Origin of the sequence: Streptomyces sp. SS7 (assembly GCF_037993025.1) — a bacterium.
GTDB lineage: Bacteria > Actinomycetota > Actinomycetes > Streptomycetales > Streptomycetaceae > Streptomyces.
Map to the genome: position 1 here is coordinate 7,388,162 of NZ_CP141223.1, position 14,580 is coordinate 7,402,741.

The window sequence follows — 14,580 nt, forward strand, 5'->3', positions numbered from 1 at the left end:
ACGCCACCGACCAGGGTGCCGGCGAGCGCCGTCAGTACCGGTACAGGGCCCTGCGCACCACGTCGGGCTTGTTGGTGATCAGACCGTCGACCCCGTACCGGGCGACGGTCCGCGCCCGGGCGGCGTCGTCGACCGTCCAGACGAAGACCTTCATCGGCTTGCCGTGCGGTCCCTTCAGTGCGTGCACGGCGTCGACGTAACTCCGTGACAGACCGGTGTGCGAGGGGTTGATCAGGTCGGCGAAGACGGCGTACCGCGCCAGGTCCGCCTCGGCCGGCTTGCCCAGCAGACCGGTCCGCACCGCCGGCATCAGGTCGTGCACCGTGCGCAGACTGTCCGCGCTGAAGCTCTGCACGATCAGCCGTCCTGCCGCATGCCGCTCGTCGAGCCAGCCCTCGTTGCTCAGCAGCTTCAGCGTCTGCTGCTCGATGCCCGGGTACAGCTCGGGGTTCTTGATCTCCAGGAGCAGCTTCTGGTGGTTGTGCTCCACGCGCTGCATGTACTGCTTCAGTGTGGGCACGCGCGTGCCTGTGTACGTCGCGCCGAACCAGCTCCCCGCGTCCAGCCGGGCGATCTCGGCCGCCGTGAAGTCCTTCACCTTCCAGGGTGCACGGTCGGGAAAGACCTCCTCCACGTCCGTGGTACGGCGCAGGCTGTCGTCGTGGATCACCACGAGCTCGCCGTCCTTGGTGCGCTGGACGTCGTTCTCCACCCAGACGATGCCCAGGGCGGCGGCCTCGTCGACGGCGCCCAGGGTGTTCTCCGGGGCAAGCGCCGAGGCCCCCCGGTGGGCGACGACCACGGCGTGGGTGGGGATGCCCGCGCGGGCGTCGTGGACCGGGAGCATCAAGGCGGCGGTACCCAGGAGCGCGGTGGTCGTGACGGCTACGGTGCGCGCGTGCATGCGTACTCCTCGCTTCGGTGCTCACGTACAGCTCAACTCTGACAGCACGGAGTCGACGGTGGGGCGGGTGCGGGATGACCGGAGGATGAAAGGAGGGGGCGACAGAGGCCGCTCACCGCTGCTGCACAGGTGCGGCAAGGACGTGTTTCTTTGCCGGAAAATCGTTCGACCATTCCGGTGGGGGTCATACTCTCTCTCAGCCTTGGCCGCCCCCGCGCGGTCCTGGGAGGGGCGCGTAAAGGAAAAAAGCAAGCAACAGGGCGGAAGGGCAAACCGCGCATGCACGGCACGGTCGACGGATTCAGCTACGGAATCGTCACCCCGCTGGTGGCCTACCTGATGGCCTGCCTCGGCGGTGCACTCGGCCTGCGCTGCACCACCAGAGCCCTGCTCGTCGCCGACTCGTGGCGCCCCGGATGGCTGGCCCTCGGCTCCGCCGCGATCGGCTCGGGCATCTGGACCATGCACTTCATCGCGATGATGGGTTTCACGATCAGGGGCGCCCCGATCCACTACGACAAGGCGACCACCTACGCCAGTCTCGCCGTCGCCGTCCTCATGGTGGGCGTGGGGGTCTTCATCGTCGGTTACCGGGGCGCGAGCGGAACGGCCCTGTTCACCGGGGGCACCATCACCGGGCTGGGCATCGCGTCGATGCACTACCTCGGCATGGCCGGGATGCGGTTCAACGGCAAGCTCGAGTACAACACGGTCACCGTCGGCTTCTCCGTCGCGATAGCCATGGCCGCGGCCACCGCCGCGCTGTGGTCGGCCGGTCAGGTCAGGGGCTTCCTGTGGAGCGTGGGCGCCAGCCTCGTCATGGGGCTCGCCGTCACCGGCATGCACTACACGGGCATGGCCGCGCTGAGCGTCCAGCTGCACGCGACCGGCAGCCCGGCCGACGGCGACTCGCCCGCGACCCTCCTCGCGCCGATGCTGATCGGCCCCCTCGCCTTCCTGGTGCTCGCCGGTGTCGTCGTGATGTTCGACCCGCTGATGGTGGGCAAGCCCCGCTGGACCCCCGTCGAACACAAGCCCGGCGTCCCGGCGCACCCGAGTGTGCAGCACTCCGCCCGCCGTCCGGTGCTGCGGCCCCGCCGCAAGGTCCCCCACCGCGAGTCCCGCACACCGCAGAACCGCTGACCCCGCCCCAGGACCGGGGTCCACCCGCACGAAACCGCTGATCCGGCCCCGTTGTCAGTGGGGGGTCGTACGGTGGATGGCATGCGGCCCGTCTCTCACATCGAACGCACGGTGGCGCCCTTCGAGGTCGTCAGCCCCTACCAGCCCAGCGGCGACCAGCCGACGGCCATCGCCGAGCTCGCCCGGCGCGTCGAAGCCGGCGAGAAGGACGTCGTCCTGCTCGGCGCGACCGGCACCGGCAAGTCCGCCACCACCGCGTGGATGATCGAGAAGCTCCAGCGGCCCACTCTGGTGATGGCGCCGAACAAGACCCTGGCCGCCCAGCTGGCGAACGAATTCCGCGAACTCCTGCCGAACAACGCGGTCGAATACTTCGTCTCGTATTACGACTACTACCAGCCCGAGGCGTACGTACCGCAGTCGGACACCTACATCGAGAAGGACTCCTCGATCAACGAGGAGGTCGAGCGGCTGCGCCACTCCGCGACCAACTCGCTGCTCACCCGGCGGGACGTCGTCGTGGTCGCCTCGGTGTCCTGCATCTACGGCCTCGGCACCCCGCAGGAGTACGTGGACCGGATGGTCCCGCTGAAGGTCGGCGAGGAGATCGACCGCGACGAGCTGCTGCGCCGCTTCGTGGACATCCAGTACACGCGCAACGACCTGGCGTTCACCCGTGGCACCTTCCGGGTGCGCGGCGACACCGTCGAGATCTTCCCGGTCTACGAGGAGCTCGCCGTCCGCATCGAGATGTTCGGCGACGAGATCGAGGCCCTGTCCACGCTGCATCCCCTCACCGGCGAGATCATCAGCGACGACGAGCAGCTGTACGTCTTCCCCGCCTCCCACTACGTCGCCGGCCCCGAGCGGATGGAGCGGGCCGTCAACGACATCGAGAAGGAGCTGGGGGAGCGGCTGGCCGAGCTGGAGAAGCAGGGCAAGCTCCTGGAGGCCCAGCGGCTGCGGATGCGCACCACCTACGACATCGAGATGCTCCGCCAGATCGGCTCGTGCTCCGGCGTGGAGAACTACTCGATGCACTTCGACGGCCGTGAGCCCGGTTCCCCGCCGAACACCCTGCTCGACTACTTCCCCGACGACTTCCTGCTCGTCATCGACGAGTCGCACGTCACCGTGCCGCAGATCGGCGCGATGTACGAGGGCGACGCCTCCCGCAAGCGCACGCTCGTCGACCACGGCTTCCGGCTGCCCTCCGCCCTCGACAACCGTCCCCTGAAGTGGGAGGAGTTCCAGAAGCGCATCGGGCAGACGGTGTATCTGTCGGCCACACCCGGCAAGTACGAGCTCTCCCGCGGGGACGGCGTCGTCGAACAGATCATCCGTCCCACCGGCCTCGTCGACCCCGAGGTGGTCGTCAAGCCCACCGAGGGCCAGATCGACGACCTGGTGCACGAGATCCGCACCCGCGTGGAGAAGGACGAGCGTGTCCTGGTCACCACGCTCACCAAGAAGATGGCCGAGGACCTCACGGAGTACTTCCTGGAACTCGGCATCCAGGTGCGCTATCTGCACAGCGACGTCGACACCCTGCGCCGCATCGAGCTGCTGCGCGAGCTGCGCGCCGGCGAGTTCGACGTCCTGGTCGGCATCAACCTCCTGCGGGAGGGCCTCGACCTGCCCGAGGTCTCCCTGGTGGCCATCCTCGACGCCGACAAGGAGGGCTTCCTGCGCTCCGGCACCTCGCTGATCCAGACCATCGGCCGCGCGGCGCGCAACGTCTCCGGTCAGGTGCACATGTACGCCGACAAGATCACGCCCGGCATGGAGCGGGCCATCGACGAGACCAACCGCCGCCGCGAGAAGCAGATCGCCTACAACAAGGCGAAGGGCATCGACCCGCAGCCGCTCCGCAAGAAGATCAACGACATCGTCGCGCAGATCGCCCGCGAGGAGGTCGACACCGAGCAGCTGCTCGGTACGGGCTACCGGGCGAAGAAGGACGGACGCGGCACCAAGGCCCCCGTGCCCTCCCTCGGCGACAAGGCGGCCAAGGCGGCGGCCGCCCCGTCCAGGTCGGCCAGGGGCAAGGCCAAGGAGACGGTCCCCACCGACCGTCCGGCGGCCGAACTCGCCGAGCAGATCGAGGAGATGACGGCGCGTATGCGGGCCGCCGCCGCCGACCTGCAGTTCGAGGTGGCCGCCCGGATCCGTGACGAGGTCTCCGAGATGAAGAAGGAGCTGCGGCAGATGAGGGAGGCGGGTCTGGCCTGACGGACCCGTGGGGTCGCCGTGCCCGGGCCGCGACGCGCAGTGTTGCAAGACCGACACAAAGTGCGTTCCCGGGTGCGGCACTGTCAGTGCCTGTGCGTAGGGTTTTCGCAACCGCGGACGCCGCGGCAACAGGGGACAGTTCGAGAGGGGAATCAGCCCGTGACCGTCAACATGACCAAGGGCCAGGCCATCAGTCTGCAGAAGAACGACGGGGGCAGCCTGACCGCGGTCCGCATGGGTCTCGGTTGGCAGGCGGCCCCGCGGCGTGGCCTGTTCGGCTCCCGCACCCGGGAGATCGACCTGGACGCCTCCGCCGTGCTGTTCGCGGACAAGCAGCCGGTCGACGTCGTGTTCTTCCGTCACCTGGTGAGCGACGACGGCTCCGTCCGGCACACCGGTGACAACCTCGTCGGCGGTGTCGGCCAGGGCGGCGACGACGAGGCGATCCTCGTCGACCTCGCGCGCGTCCCGGTCCACGTCGACCAGATCGTCTTCACCGTGAACTCCTTCACCGGCCAGACCTTCCAGGAGGTGCAGAACGCCTTCTGCCGACTGGTCGACGAGACCAACGGCCAGGAGCTGGCGCGCTACACGCTCGCGGGCGGCGGCGCCTACACGGCCCAGATCATGGCCAAGGTGCACCGCTCGGGCGCGGGCTGGACGATGACGGCCCTCGGCACCCCGGCCAACGGCCGCACCTTCCAGGACCTGATGCCCGCCCTCGTGCCGCTCCTGTAACAGGGCCCGGCCGACCGACACGACAACACCACACGCGACACAGGGGGACAGGCGATGACGGCCGAGCTGGTGCGGGGGCAGAACCACCCGCTCTCCACGGTTCGCCTCGAGATCAGGATCTCGGCCGGCACACCGGTCGTGGCCGCGGCCACGCTCAGCGACGAGAACGGCAGGGCGCAGGGCGTCGAATGGGTGGCTCACCCGGGCTCCCCGACCCTGCCCGGCCTGGAGGTCTCCCGGCAGGCGGCCGCCGATCACCGCCTCGCCGTGGACCTGGACGCCATGCCGGCGAGCGTGCACCGGGTCAACGTCCTGCTCTCCCTGCCCACGGGCGACGGGTCGGGCCCGGTCAGCTTCGGCGCCGTGCCGCCGCCCGCCGTCCGGGTGACCGGCCTCGACGGCACCGAGGTCGCCGGGTACACCGTCAGCGGTCTGAGCGCCGAGTCGGCGGTCGTCGCCCTGGAGCTCTACCGGCGCCAGGACGCCTGGAAGGTGCGGGCCGTCGGCCAGGGGTACGCGGGCGGTCTCGCCGAACTCCTCACCGACCAGGGCCTGCCCCAGGCGCAGCAGCTCGCGGCCGGTATCGACGAGGCGGTGGCCCAGGGCCTGGCCCGCTCGGTCCCGGCCCCGCCCCCGCGCACCCCGGACGCCGACCGCTCCCGGCAGGCGGCCGCGTCCGCCCTCGGCCCGGACCAGAGCGGCTCCGGGTACGGCACGCAGGGAGGCACCGGCTATCCGGCCGACGCGCCGACGGGTTCCGTGCCCACGGGCACGCCGTCGGATTCCGTTCCCACGGGTGCGGCACCGGCGGGCCCCGCACCCGGCCAGCCGGTCCCCCCGACCCCGCCCGCCGTCGGCGGCCCCGTCGACTACGTCCACCCCGGTCGGCGGAACAGCGCCCCGCCGCCGCCCCCGCCCACCGCACCGCCGGCCCAGCCGGGGCAGCCCGCCCCGCCCGTCGCGGGCGACGCGACCGGCTGGTCGATGGAGGAGCGGCTCTACAACCAGGTCTGGGGCATGTTCGAGGACCTGGCGCGCACCACGTCCGCGTACCGCAGCGCCGTCGACTTCGCCGACACCCGTATGGAGACGGAGCTGGACCGGGTCCTGTCCGACCCGCGGAGCAGGCTCGGCGGCCAGGGGGACGCGGCCCGTGAGGCGGCCCAGGCCCGCCACGTCCAGCTCGTCGACCAGGCCCGGCAGGCCCTGGAGCGGGACCTCGTCCAGCTGGGCGCCGAGTCCGACGTCGTCGAACCGGCGCTGCCCCCGGCCTACGCCCGCTGGGACAGCCCGGCCTGGCACGCCTACAGAGTCCCGATGGAGATGCCGATGGCGCTGCGCCTGGGCGACCTCCATCTGCCCGAGAGCGACCCGCTGCGCATCCCGATGCTGGTGCGCCTCCCGCTGGAGCGCGGGCTGTGGATCGACAGCGGCGGCTCGGGATCGGCCGAAGGGCCGTTCGTCGACTCCCACGAGCTGCGGCATCTCGCCCTGGTGTCGGCCGTGGCGCACACCGCCCGGCTGCTGGCGGTGTATCCGGCGGCCGAGTTCACCGTGCACGTCATCGACCCGGCGGGCTCCGGGGCGCAGGCCCTCGCACCGCTCGTCGGGGCCGGGGTGCTCGCGGCTCCGCCGGCGGCCGGGGCGGCGGGGGTGGCGGATGTCCTGGGCCGGCTGACCCAGCGCGTCGACCTGGTGCAGATGGCGGTGCGCGGCGGTGCCGCCGACTCCCTCCCGCCCGGCTTCGACACCTCCCAGCAGTTCCTCGTCGTCAACGACTTCCCGCACGGCTTCGACGACCGGGCCGTCAACCAGCTCCGCTACCTCGCCGACGAGGGTCCCGCCGTGGGCGTCCATCTGATGCTGGTGGCCGACCGGGAGGACGCCTCCGGTTACGGTCCGTTGCTGGATCCGCTGTGGCGGGGGCTGCTCCGCCTGACCGCGGTGCCCGACGACCACCTCGCGGACCCCTGGGTGGGGCACGCCTGGACCTATGAGCCGGCGCTCGTGCCACCCGGCAGCGCGGTGCTCCAGCAGGTCTTGGCCCAGGTGGCGAGCGCGCGCACCAAGTACACGTAAAGCTGCTCTGAGCAGCCAACTTGGCCTTTCTTTTGCCAATCACTTTACCTTTCCTTGGTGATTGGGGTACTGTCTTCCGTACGGAGGGGAGTACTCCCTTGCTGCGGCGCACCCGTCAATACGGATCGAAGAGGATCCCGGGACGCCGGCCCGTCCCGCCGGGACCGGGTGGAAGAGACCTCCGGCAGCGCGACGACGCTGATTACCTGCCGTTACGTACTGCCGGAGGCGCAGTGGATGTTTCCCTGAACCTGTGGGTTCTCACCATCGTGGGTCTGGCCGCCCTGATCGCGGTCGACTTCTTCATCGGCCGCAAGCCGCACGACGTGTCGATCAAGGAAGCCGGCATCTGGACCGTCGTCTGGATCGCCCTGGCGGGCCTCTTCGGCCTCGGCCTCCTCGTCTTCGGCGGCGGCCGGCCCGCCGGAGAGTTCTTCGCGGGCTTCATCACCGAGAAGTCGCTCAGCGTCGACAACCTCTTCGTCTTCGTCCTGATCATGGCGAAGTTCGCCGTCCCGTCGCAGTACCAGCAGCGGGTCCTGCTGGTGGGCGTGCTCATAGCCCTGGCCCTGCGGGCCGTCTTCATCGCCGCGGGCGCCGCGATCCTCGCCAGCTTCGCCTGGGTGTTCTACCTCTTCGGTGCCTTCCTCATCTGGACCGCCTGGAAGCTCATCCAGGAGGCCCGGGCCGACGAGGAGGACGAGGAGTTCGAGGAGAACAAGCTGCTCAAGGCGGCCGAGCGCAGGTTCGGCGTCGCCGACCGCTACCACGGCACCAAGCTGTGGATCGAGCAGAACGGCAAGCGGGTCATGACCCCGATGCTCGTCGTGATGCTCGCGATCGGCACCACCGACGTCCTGTTCGCGCTCGACTCGATCCCCGCGATCTTCGGCCTCACGCAGGACCCGTACATCGTCTTCACGGCCAACGCCTTCGCGCTGATGGGTCTGCGGCAGCTGTACTTCCTCATCGGCGGCCTGCTGAGGAAGCTGGTCCACCTCAGCTACGGCCTGTCGATCATCCTGGGCTTCATCGGCGTCAAGCTGGTGCTGCACGCGCTGCACGAGTCCGGTGTCCACGTCCCCGAGATCAGCATCCCGGTCTCGCTCGGCGTCATCTGCGGCGTCCTGGTCGTCACCACGATCACCAGTCTGCGCGCCTCGAAGAAGCAGGCGGCGGCCGAGGCGGCGCGGACGGAGAGCGAAGGCGCTCCGAAGGACAGCATCGAGGCCTGACCACCGACGACGTAGGAACAACCAGCCCGGCCGGCGGTGCGCGGCGCATTGCCGCCCGCCGCTCCCGGTGCTTCCTTTGAACACGGGCGCCCCGCACCCGGGGCGCCCGTCACGGGCGGAGGCACCATGAGCGGTTCACAGAAGTTCGTCCAAATCATCGACTTCGAGACCGACCGGATCGACGAGATGCGCGCGCTCGCCGAGGAGGGGGACCGGGAACTCGGGGACGGCGTCGGCGGCCCCGTGCGGCGCCTCGTCCTCAAGGACAGGAGCCGGCCCGACCACTACCTGGTCGTGGTCGAGTTCGACTCCCACGAGGAGGCCATGCGCAACAGCGCATCCCCCGAGACGAGCAAGTTCGCGGAGCGGATGGCGGCGCTCTGCACCAAGCCCCCGTCCTTCACCGACTGCGACGTCGAGGACATCACCGTCTTCGGCTGACGCGCGGGCCGCACCGGCCGCCGGAGCCCGAATGCGAAGCCCCCACAGCTCTGCGACGATCGCTGCATGATCGCTCGGCTCAGGACGCCCATCGCCCGGTGGACGACCCTCGTGCCGGGGCTGGCCGTGGCGCTCCTGATCCTGACCTGGGGCCGCGACCTGCCTGTGGCGGTCGTCGTGCTGGTCACCGCGGTCCTCGCCGCATCCGTCCTGGCCGCCGTGCACCATGCCGAGGTCGTCGCCCACCGGGTCGGCGAACCCTTCGGCTCCCTGGTCCTCGCGATCGCCGTGACGGTCATCGAGGTCGCCCTGATCGTGACCCTCATGGTGGACGGCGGGGACAAGTCCGCGACCCTCGCACGGGACACGGTCTTCGCCGCCGTGATGATCACCTGCAACGGCGTGGTCGGCATCTGCCTCCTCGTCGCCTCGCTGCGGCACGGCACGGCCGTGTTCAACCCCGAGGGCACGGGCGCCGCCCTGGCCACCGTGGCGACGCTCGCCACCCTCAGCCTGGTGCTGCCGACCTTCACGACCAGCAAACCGGGACCGGAGTTCTCCTCTGTCCAGCTCACCTTCGCCGCGCTGTCCTCGCTGATCCTCTACGGCCTGTTCGTGGCGACCCAGACCGTCCGGCACCGCGACTACTTCCTGCCGGTCACCCGCCAGGGGGAGGCGATCACCGCCGACGACCACGTCGGCGTCCCTTCCTCACGGGCCGCGCTGAGCAGCCTCGGGCTCCTCGGTCTGGCCCTGGTCGGGGTGGTGGGCCTGGCGAAGGGCGTCTCGCCCACGATCGAGTCCGGGGTGGAGGCGGCCGGACTGCACCACGCGGTCGTCGGCGTGGTGATCGCCCTGCTCGTGCTGCTCCCCGAGACCATCGCCGCCCTGCGCTCCGCCCGCCGCGACCGGGTGCAGACCAGCCTCAACCTGGCGCTCGGCTCCGCCATGGCCAGCATCGGCCTGACGATCCCCGCGGTCGCCCTCGCCTCCGTCTGGCTCTCCGGCCCCCTCGTCCTGGGCCTGGGCGCCACCTACATGGTGCTGCTCGCGCTGACCGTCGTGGTCAGCTCCCTGACCGTGGTGCCGGGACGCGCCACCCCGCTGCAGGGCGGTGTCCATCTCGTCCTGTTCCTGGCCTACCTGGAACTGGCGGTCAACCCCTGACGGGCAGGGATCACTCCAGGACCGGCTGCACGGCCGTCCGCCGCACCGGCCGGGTCTCCGGCAGCAGCGCGAAACAGCCCAGACTGACCAGCGCGATCACCGTGAGATAGACGCCCACCCCCCACGGGATGCGCCCCGAGTGCTCCGCCAGCGCCGTCGCCACGATCGGCGTGAGCGCACCCCCGAGGACACCGCCGAGGTTGTAGCCGACCGCCGCGCCCGTGCAGCGCACCCTCGGCTCGTACAGCTCGGGCAGATACGCGGCGATCACCCCGAACATCGTGACGAACGCGAGGAGCGCCCCGAGGAACCCGACGAACATCGCCAGGGGAGCGCCGGTCGCCAGCAGCGCCACCATCGGCAGCATCCACAGCGCTGCCGCCGCACAGCCCGCGAGACACAGGGGCCGGCGTCCGAACCGGTCGCCCAGCATCGCCGCCACCGGCGTCAGCGCGCCCTTCACCACCACGGCGCCCATGATGCAGGTGAGCATCACGGTGCGGCTCACCCCGAGCCGCTCGGTGGCGTACGCGAGGGACCAGGTGGTCACGGCGTAGAAGATCGCGTACCCGACGGCCAGCCCGCCGGCGGTCAGCAGGACCAGCCGCCCGTGGTCGCGCACGACCTCCACGAGCGGCACGCGCGCGTGGTCGCCGAGCTCCAGGAAGCGCGGGCTCTCCGGGAGCGACGACCTCAGCCACAGCCCGAGCACGGCCGGCACCCCGGCCGCCCAGAACGGCACCCGCCACCCCCACGACGTGAACTGAGCCTCCGTCAGCGTCACCGACAGCGCCAGCACCACCCCGTTGGCCAGCAGGAACCCGATCGCGGGTCCGACCTGCGGGAAACTCGACCACAGCCCGCGCCGCTCGGCGGGCGCGTGCTCCGCCGTGAGCAGCACCGCGCCACCCCACTCCCCGCCGACCCCCAGCCCTTGGAGGAACCGCAGCACGACCAGCAGCACGGGCGCGGCCACCCCGATGCCGCCGTACGTCGGCAGGCAGCCCACCGCGACGGTGGACACCCCGGTCAGCAGCAGGGAGGCGACGAGGACCGGCCGGCGGCCCCGGCGGTCCCCGATGTGCCCGAAGAGCACCGAACCGAGCGGCCTCGCCACGAAGCCCACGCCGAACGTCGCGAACGCGGCCAGCGTCCCGGCCAGCGGCGAGAACGTCGGGAAGAACAGCGGCCCGAGGACCAGCGCGGCCGCGGTGCCGTAGACGAAGAAGTCGTAGAACTCGACGGCCGTCCCCGTGAGCGAGGCGGCGGCGAGCCGTGGCATGGAGGGCGCCCTTACGGTGCGTACATCGTGCATGCCGCGTCAACTACCCATGGTGACGACCGGTTACGGGGGCGCACGGGGGTGACCGGAGGGGCGGGGGAGGACCGAGGCGGCTCCCCGGTGCGCCGTTCCCCCGTGATAGACCGGGTCCGAGCGGCGGTTCCCGACGGACCGCCCCGAACGGACCGGAGGAACCGTGCCGCACACCCTGGCCACCGCCCCGATCATGATCCTGAACGGCCCCAACCTGAACCTCCTGGGTCAGCGCCAGCCGGAGATCTACGGGTCCGACACGCTTGCCGACGTGGAGGCGCTGTGCGTGAAGGCGGCGGCGGCCCACGGCGGCACGGTGGACTTCCGCCAGTCCAACCACGAGGGACAACTCGTCGACTGGATCCACGAGGCCCGCCTGCACCACGCCGGCATCGTGATCAACCCGGGCGCCTACTCGCACACGTCCGTGGCGATCCTGGACGCGCTCAACACCTGTGACGGCCTGCCGGTGCTGGAGGTCCACATCTCCAACATCCACCGGCGCGAGTCCTTCCGGCACCACTCGTACGTCTCGCTGCGCGCCGACGGGGTCATCGCGGGGTGCGGGGTGCAGGGATACGTGTTCGGGGTCGAGCGGGTCGCCGCTCTGGCGGGGACGGGGAAGGCCGACACGTAAGCACCGGCCTCCAGGAGTACGCCCCTTACCTGCCCCCGGTCACAGCCGGCCGGCCTCCACGATCCGCCGCAGGAAGCGCCGGGTGCGCTCCTGCTGCGGGTCGCCGAAGATCCGCTCGGCCGGGCCGCGCTCCAGCACGACCCCTCCGTCCAGGAAACAGACCTGGTCGGCGACCTCACGGGCGAAGCCCATCTCGTGCGTGGCCAGCACCATGGTCATGCCCTCCCCCTTCAGGTCACGGACGACGTTCAGGACCTCGCCGACCAGTTCCGGGTCGAGGGCGGCGGTGATCTCGTCGAGCAGCAGCAGCCGGGGACGTACCGCGAGGGCGCGTGCGATCGCCACACGCTGCTGCTGGCCGCCGCTGAGCCGGTCGGGGTACTCACCGGCCCTGGCGCCCAGTCCGAGCCGCTCCAGCAGCTCCCCGGCGCGTTCCTCGGCCTCCGCGCGCGCCACGCCGTGCACCCGGCGCGGGGCCAGCGTGATGTTCTCCAGCACGGTCATGTGCGGGAACAGGTTGTACGACTGGAAGACCACGCCGATACGGCGCCGTACCGCGTCCGGGTCGGTGCGCGGGTCGGTGATCTCCTCGCCGTCCAGCCAGATCGCGCCGTCGTCGATGTCCTCCAGGAGGTTGGCGCACCGCAGCAGGGTGGACTTGCCGGAGCCGGAGGCGCCGATCAGCGCGGTCACGGTGTGCGGGGCGACCTCCAGGTCGACGTCCCGCAGGACGACCGAGCCGCCGAAGGTCTTGCGGACGGACTCCATCCGCAGCACCGGGGCGTCGCTCATGTCGTTCCTCCCTGGGCCCGCCGGCCGTCCATCCGGGCCGTCACCCAGTCCGTGAAGCGGGTCATCGGAATGGTCAGCGCGACGAAGACCAGCCCCGCCACGATGTACGGCGTGTAGTTGAGGCTGCGGCCCACGATGATGTCCGCCGCGCGTACGGCGTCGATGGCGCCGCCGATCGACACCAGACCGGTGTCCTTCTGCAGGGACACCAGGTCGTTCAGCAGCGGCGGCACCTGGCGGCGCACCGCCTGGGGCAGCACGACGTACCGCAGGGCCTGACGGTTGGACAGGCCGAGGGAGCGGGCCGCCGCGCGCTGCGAGGGGTGCACCGACTCGATGCCGGCGCGGAACACCTCGGCGACGTACGCCGAGTACGTCAGGGTCAGCGCCGTGCCGCCGAGCAGCACCGGGTCGACCGTCACGCCCTGGAGCCGCAGCGCGGGGACGCCCAGGACCACGATCATCAGGTTGATGATCAGCGGCAGTCCGCGGAAGAAGTCCGTGTACGCGGCGGCCAGCACCCGCAGCGGGAAGAACACCGGACCGCGCAGGGTGCGGGCCACGGCGATGAGCATGCCGAGGACGAGGACGGCGGCACCGCAGACGAACAGCAGCCGGACGTTCAGCCAGAGCCCCTCCAGGACCTTGGGGAACGCCTCGCGCGCGTACTGCCCGCTGAAGAAGGTCTCCCTGGTGCGGGGCCAGCCGGGGGCGCCGACGACGATCAGATACAGGACGACGGCGGTGACCAGGGTCGACAGGGCGGCGACGGCCGTGGCGCGACGGGCCCGCGTGCGCCGGTAGCGCTCGCGGTCCAGCCGTCGCTGCGACGGGACGTAGGTGTCGCCGCCGCCGGACATGTCCCCCTGGTCGTCCGCCCCCTCCTGGCCGGACTCCTCCTTCGTGACCGTCACTTGAGCACCGGGGCGTCGACGGCGTCGGAGAGCCACTGCTGCTCGATCTTCGCCAGGGTGCCGTCCGCGCGGAGGGCGTCCACGGCGTCGGTCACGCACGCGGTGAGGGCGCTGCCCTTGTCGAGGACGAGCCCGAACTGCTCGGGCGTACCGCCCTGGTTCTCGAACTGGCCGACGATCTCCGCGTTCGTCACCTCGGCGGAGGTGATGTAGAACGCGGTGGGCAGGTCGACCACGATCGCGTCCACCTGGCCGTTCTTCAGGGCGGACTTGGCCTGGTCGTTCTTGGCGTAGACGGCGGCCTGGCGACTCGGCTTCACCACGTCGTCGATGTAGTCGAGGCTGGTGGTGCCGACCTGGGCGCCCAGCTTGAGGCCCTTCAGGTCCGCGATGCTCGTCGCCTTCGCGGCCTTGCTGCCCTTCAGCGCGATGACGGCCTGGCGGACGTCGTAGTAGCCGGAGGAGAAGTCCACGGCCTTCTTGCGCTCGGCGCTGACGGACACCTGGTTGATGTCGAAGTCGAAGGTCTTCTCACCCGGTGCGAAAGCCTTGTTGAACGGCACGCTCTGCCAGACGACGGCGCTCTTGTCGTACCCGAGCCGCTGCGCCACGGCGTACGCCACCGCCGACTCGAAGCCTTCGCCGTTGGCCGGCTTGTCGTCCTTGAACCAGGGCTCGTACGCCGGCTGGTCGGTGGCGACGGTCAGCTTTCCCGAGGTCTTGGTCGCCAACTCGCCCGTGGCGCAGGTCTTTCCGGCCGAGGCGGAGGAGGTGGCGGACGCGTCGGCCTCGGGCTGCGGGGCGCAGCCGACCGCGGTCGCGAGGAGGGCGACGGTGGCGCCGGCGGCGGCGCGGCGCAGAACACGAGGGGCGAGGTGCATGGCGGGAGAGTGGCAGCGAAATCCGCGTCTGTCCAGGTCACGCCCGTGTTTGTCCGCATGGTGGGAACGGTGTTGCATTCTCGTGAACAGGTGCGCCGGATG

The 14,580-nt window shown here is 70.7% G+C and carries 13 protein-coding genes; 8 read left to right on the forward strand and 5 right to left on the reverse strand.

All coding sequences use genetic code 11. The features are described from left to right. Positions 1 to 31: 31 nt before the first annotated feature. A complete protein-coding gene (locus U5640_RS33895) occupies positions 32 to 904 on the reverse strand; it encodes a glycerophosphodiester phosphodiesterase family protein (protein ID WP_340381005.1) in 873 nt (290 codons plus the stop codon). A 279-nt stretch (positions 905 to 1,183) separates the two neighbouring features. On the opposite strand from U5640_RS33895, the gene U5640_RS33900 reads away from it, so the two are divergent. The 7 genes from U5640_RS33900 (at position 1,184) to U5640_RS33930 (ending at position 9,939) form a co-directional block, all read left to right on the forward strand. Next, a complete protein-coding gene (locus U5640_RS33900) occupies positions 1,184 to 2,047 on the forward strand; it encodes an MHYT domain-containing protein (protein WP_340381007.1) in 864 nt (287 codons plus the stop codon). An 81-nt stretch (positions 2,048 to 2,128) separates the two neighbouring features. Beyond that, positions 2,129 to 4,279, forward strand: coding sequence for an excinuclease ABC subunit UvrB (gene uvrB / locus U5640_RS33905; protein WP_340381009.1), 2,151 nt, complete (start codon positions 2,129 to 2,131; stop codon positions 4,277 to 4,279). A 159-nt stretch (positions 4,280 to 4,438) separates the two neighbouring features. Continuing rightward, positions 4,439 to 5,017 (forward strand): TerD family protein, encoded by a 579-nt coding sequence (locus tag U5640_RS33910; protein ID WP_340381011.1) that lies wholly within the window; start codon positions 4,439 to 4,441, stop codon positions 5,015 to 5,017. Positions 5,018 to 5,071: 54 nt separating this feature from the next. Then, the gene (locus U5640_RS33915) at positions 5,072 to 7,096 is read left to right on the forward strand and encodes a TerD family protein (protein ID WP_340381013.1); all 2,025 of its coding nucleotides are present in this window, start codon (positions 5,072 to 5,074) and stop codon (positions 7,094 to 7,096) included. Between the two features lie 233 nt (positions 7,097 to 7,329). After that, entirely contained in the window at positions 7,330 to 8,331 is a 1,002-nt protein-coding gene (locus U5640_RS33920) for a TerC family protein (protein WP_340381015.1), read from the forward strand. A 126-nt stretch (positions 8,332 to 8,457) separates the two neighbouring features. Next, a complete protein-coding gene (locus tag U5640_RS33925; protein WP_340381017.1) occupies positions 8,458 to 8,772 on the forward strand; it encodes a hypothetical protein in 315 nt (104 codons plus the stop codon). 66 nt (positions 8,773 to 8,838) lie between these two features. Beyond that, entirely contained in the window at positions 8,839 to 9,939 is a 1,101-nt protein-coding gene (locus tag U5640_RS33930) for an ionic transporter y4hA (protein ID WP_340381019.1), read from the forward strand. A 10-nt stretch (positions 9,940 to 9,949) separates the two neighbouring features. Here U5640_RS33930 and U5640_RS33935 read toward each other — a convergent pair whose 3' ends face one another. Then, positions 9,950 to 11,221 (reverse strand): MFS transporter, encoded by a 1,272-nt coding sequence (locus U5640_RS33935; protein ID WP_340381021.1) that lies wholly within the window; start codon positions 11,219 to 11,221, stop codon positions 9,950 to 9,952. 196 nt (positions 11,222 to 11,417) lie between these two features. Here U5640_RS33935 and aroQ point away from each other — a divergent pair, with 196 nt between their 5' ends. Continuing rightward, positions 11,418 to 11,891, forward strand: a complete 474-nt coding sequence (gene aroQ / locus U5640_RS33940; RefSeq protein ID WP_340381023.1) for a type II 3-dehydroquinate dehydratase — start codon at positions 11,418 to 11,420, stop codon at positions 11,889 to 11,891. 39 nt (positions 11,892 to 11,930) lie between these two features. Here the strand turns inward: aroQ and U5640_RS33945 are convergent, their stop codons facing one another. The 3 genes from U5640_RS33945 to U5640_RS33955 are packed head-to-tail and all read right to left on the reverse strand — an operon-like array spanning position 11,931 to position 14,478. After that, positions 11,931 to 12,683 (reverse strand): amino acid ABC transporter ATP-binding protein, encoded by a 753-nt coding sequence (locus U5640_RS33945; protein WP_340381025.1) that lies wholly within the window; start codon positions 12,681 to 12,683, stop codon positions 11,931 to 11,933. Continuing rightward, entirely contained in the window at positions 12,680 to 13,597 is a 918-nt protein-coding gene (locus U5640_RS33950) for an amino acid ABC transporter permease (RefSeq protein ID WP_340381027.1), read from the reverse strand. The genes U5640_RS33945 and U5640_RS33950 overlap by 4 nt, the downstream gene beginning before the upstream one ends. Beyond that, on the reverse strand, positions 13,594 to 14,478 hold the full coding sequence (locus U5640_RS33955) for an ABC transporter substrate-binding protein (protein ID WP_340381029.1): 885 nt from the start codon (positions 14,476 to 14,478) through the stop codon (positions 13,594 to 13,596). Before U5640_RS33955 ends, U5640_RS33950 begins: the two co-directional genes overlap by 4 nt. Positions 14,479 to 14,580 lie beyond the last annotated feature (102 nt).

Bases quoted from the DNA above. Each gene is read 5' to 3' on its own strand.
- U5640_RS33900 (WP_340381007.1), top strand. From the start codon at position 1,184: ATGCACGGCACGGTCGACGGATTCAGCTACGGAATCGTCACCCCGCTG.
- U5640_RS33925 (WP_340381017.1), top strand. From the start codon at position 8,458: ATGAGCGGTTCACAGAAGTTCGTCCAAATCATCGACTTCGAGACCGAC.
- U5640_RS33915 (WP_340381013.1), top strand. From the start codon at position 5,072: ATGACGGCCGAGCTGGTGCGGGGGCAGAACCACCCGCTCTCCACGGTT.
- U5640_RS33935 (WP_340381021.1), bottom strand. From the start codon at position 11,221: ATGCCACGGCTCGCCGCCGCCTCGCTCACGGGGACGGCCGTCGAGTTC.
- U5640_RS33955 (WP_340381029.1), bottom strand. From the start codon at position 14,478: ATGCACCTCGCCCCTCGTGTTCTGCGCCGCGCCGCCGCCGGCGCCACC.
- U5640_RS33930 (WP_340381019.1), top strand. From the start codon at position 8,839: ATGATCGCTCGGCTCAGGACGCCCATCGCCCGGTGGACGACCCTCGTG.
- U5640_RS33895 (WP_340381005.1), bottom strand. From the start codon at position 904: ATGCACGCGCGCACCGTAGCCGTCACGACCACCGCGCTCCTGGGTACC.
- U5640_RS33945 (WP_340381025.1), bottom strand. From the start codon at position 12,683: ATGAGCGACGCCCCGGTGCTGCGGATGGAGTCCGTCCGCAAGACCTTC.
- uvrB (WP_340381009.1), top strand. From the start codon at position 2,129: ATGCGGCCCGTCTCTCACATCGAACGCACGGTGGCGCCCTTCGAGGTC.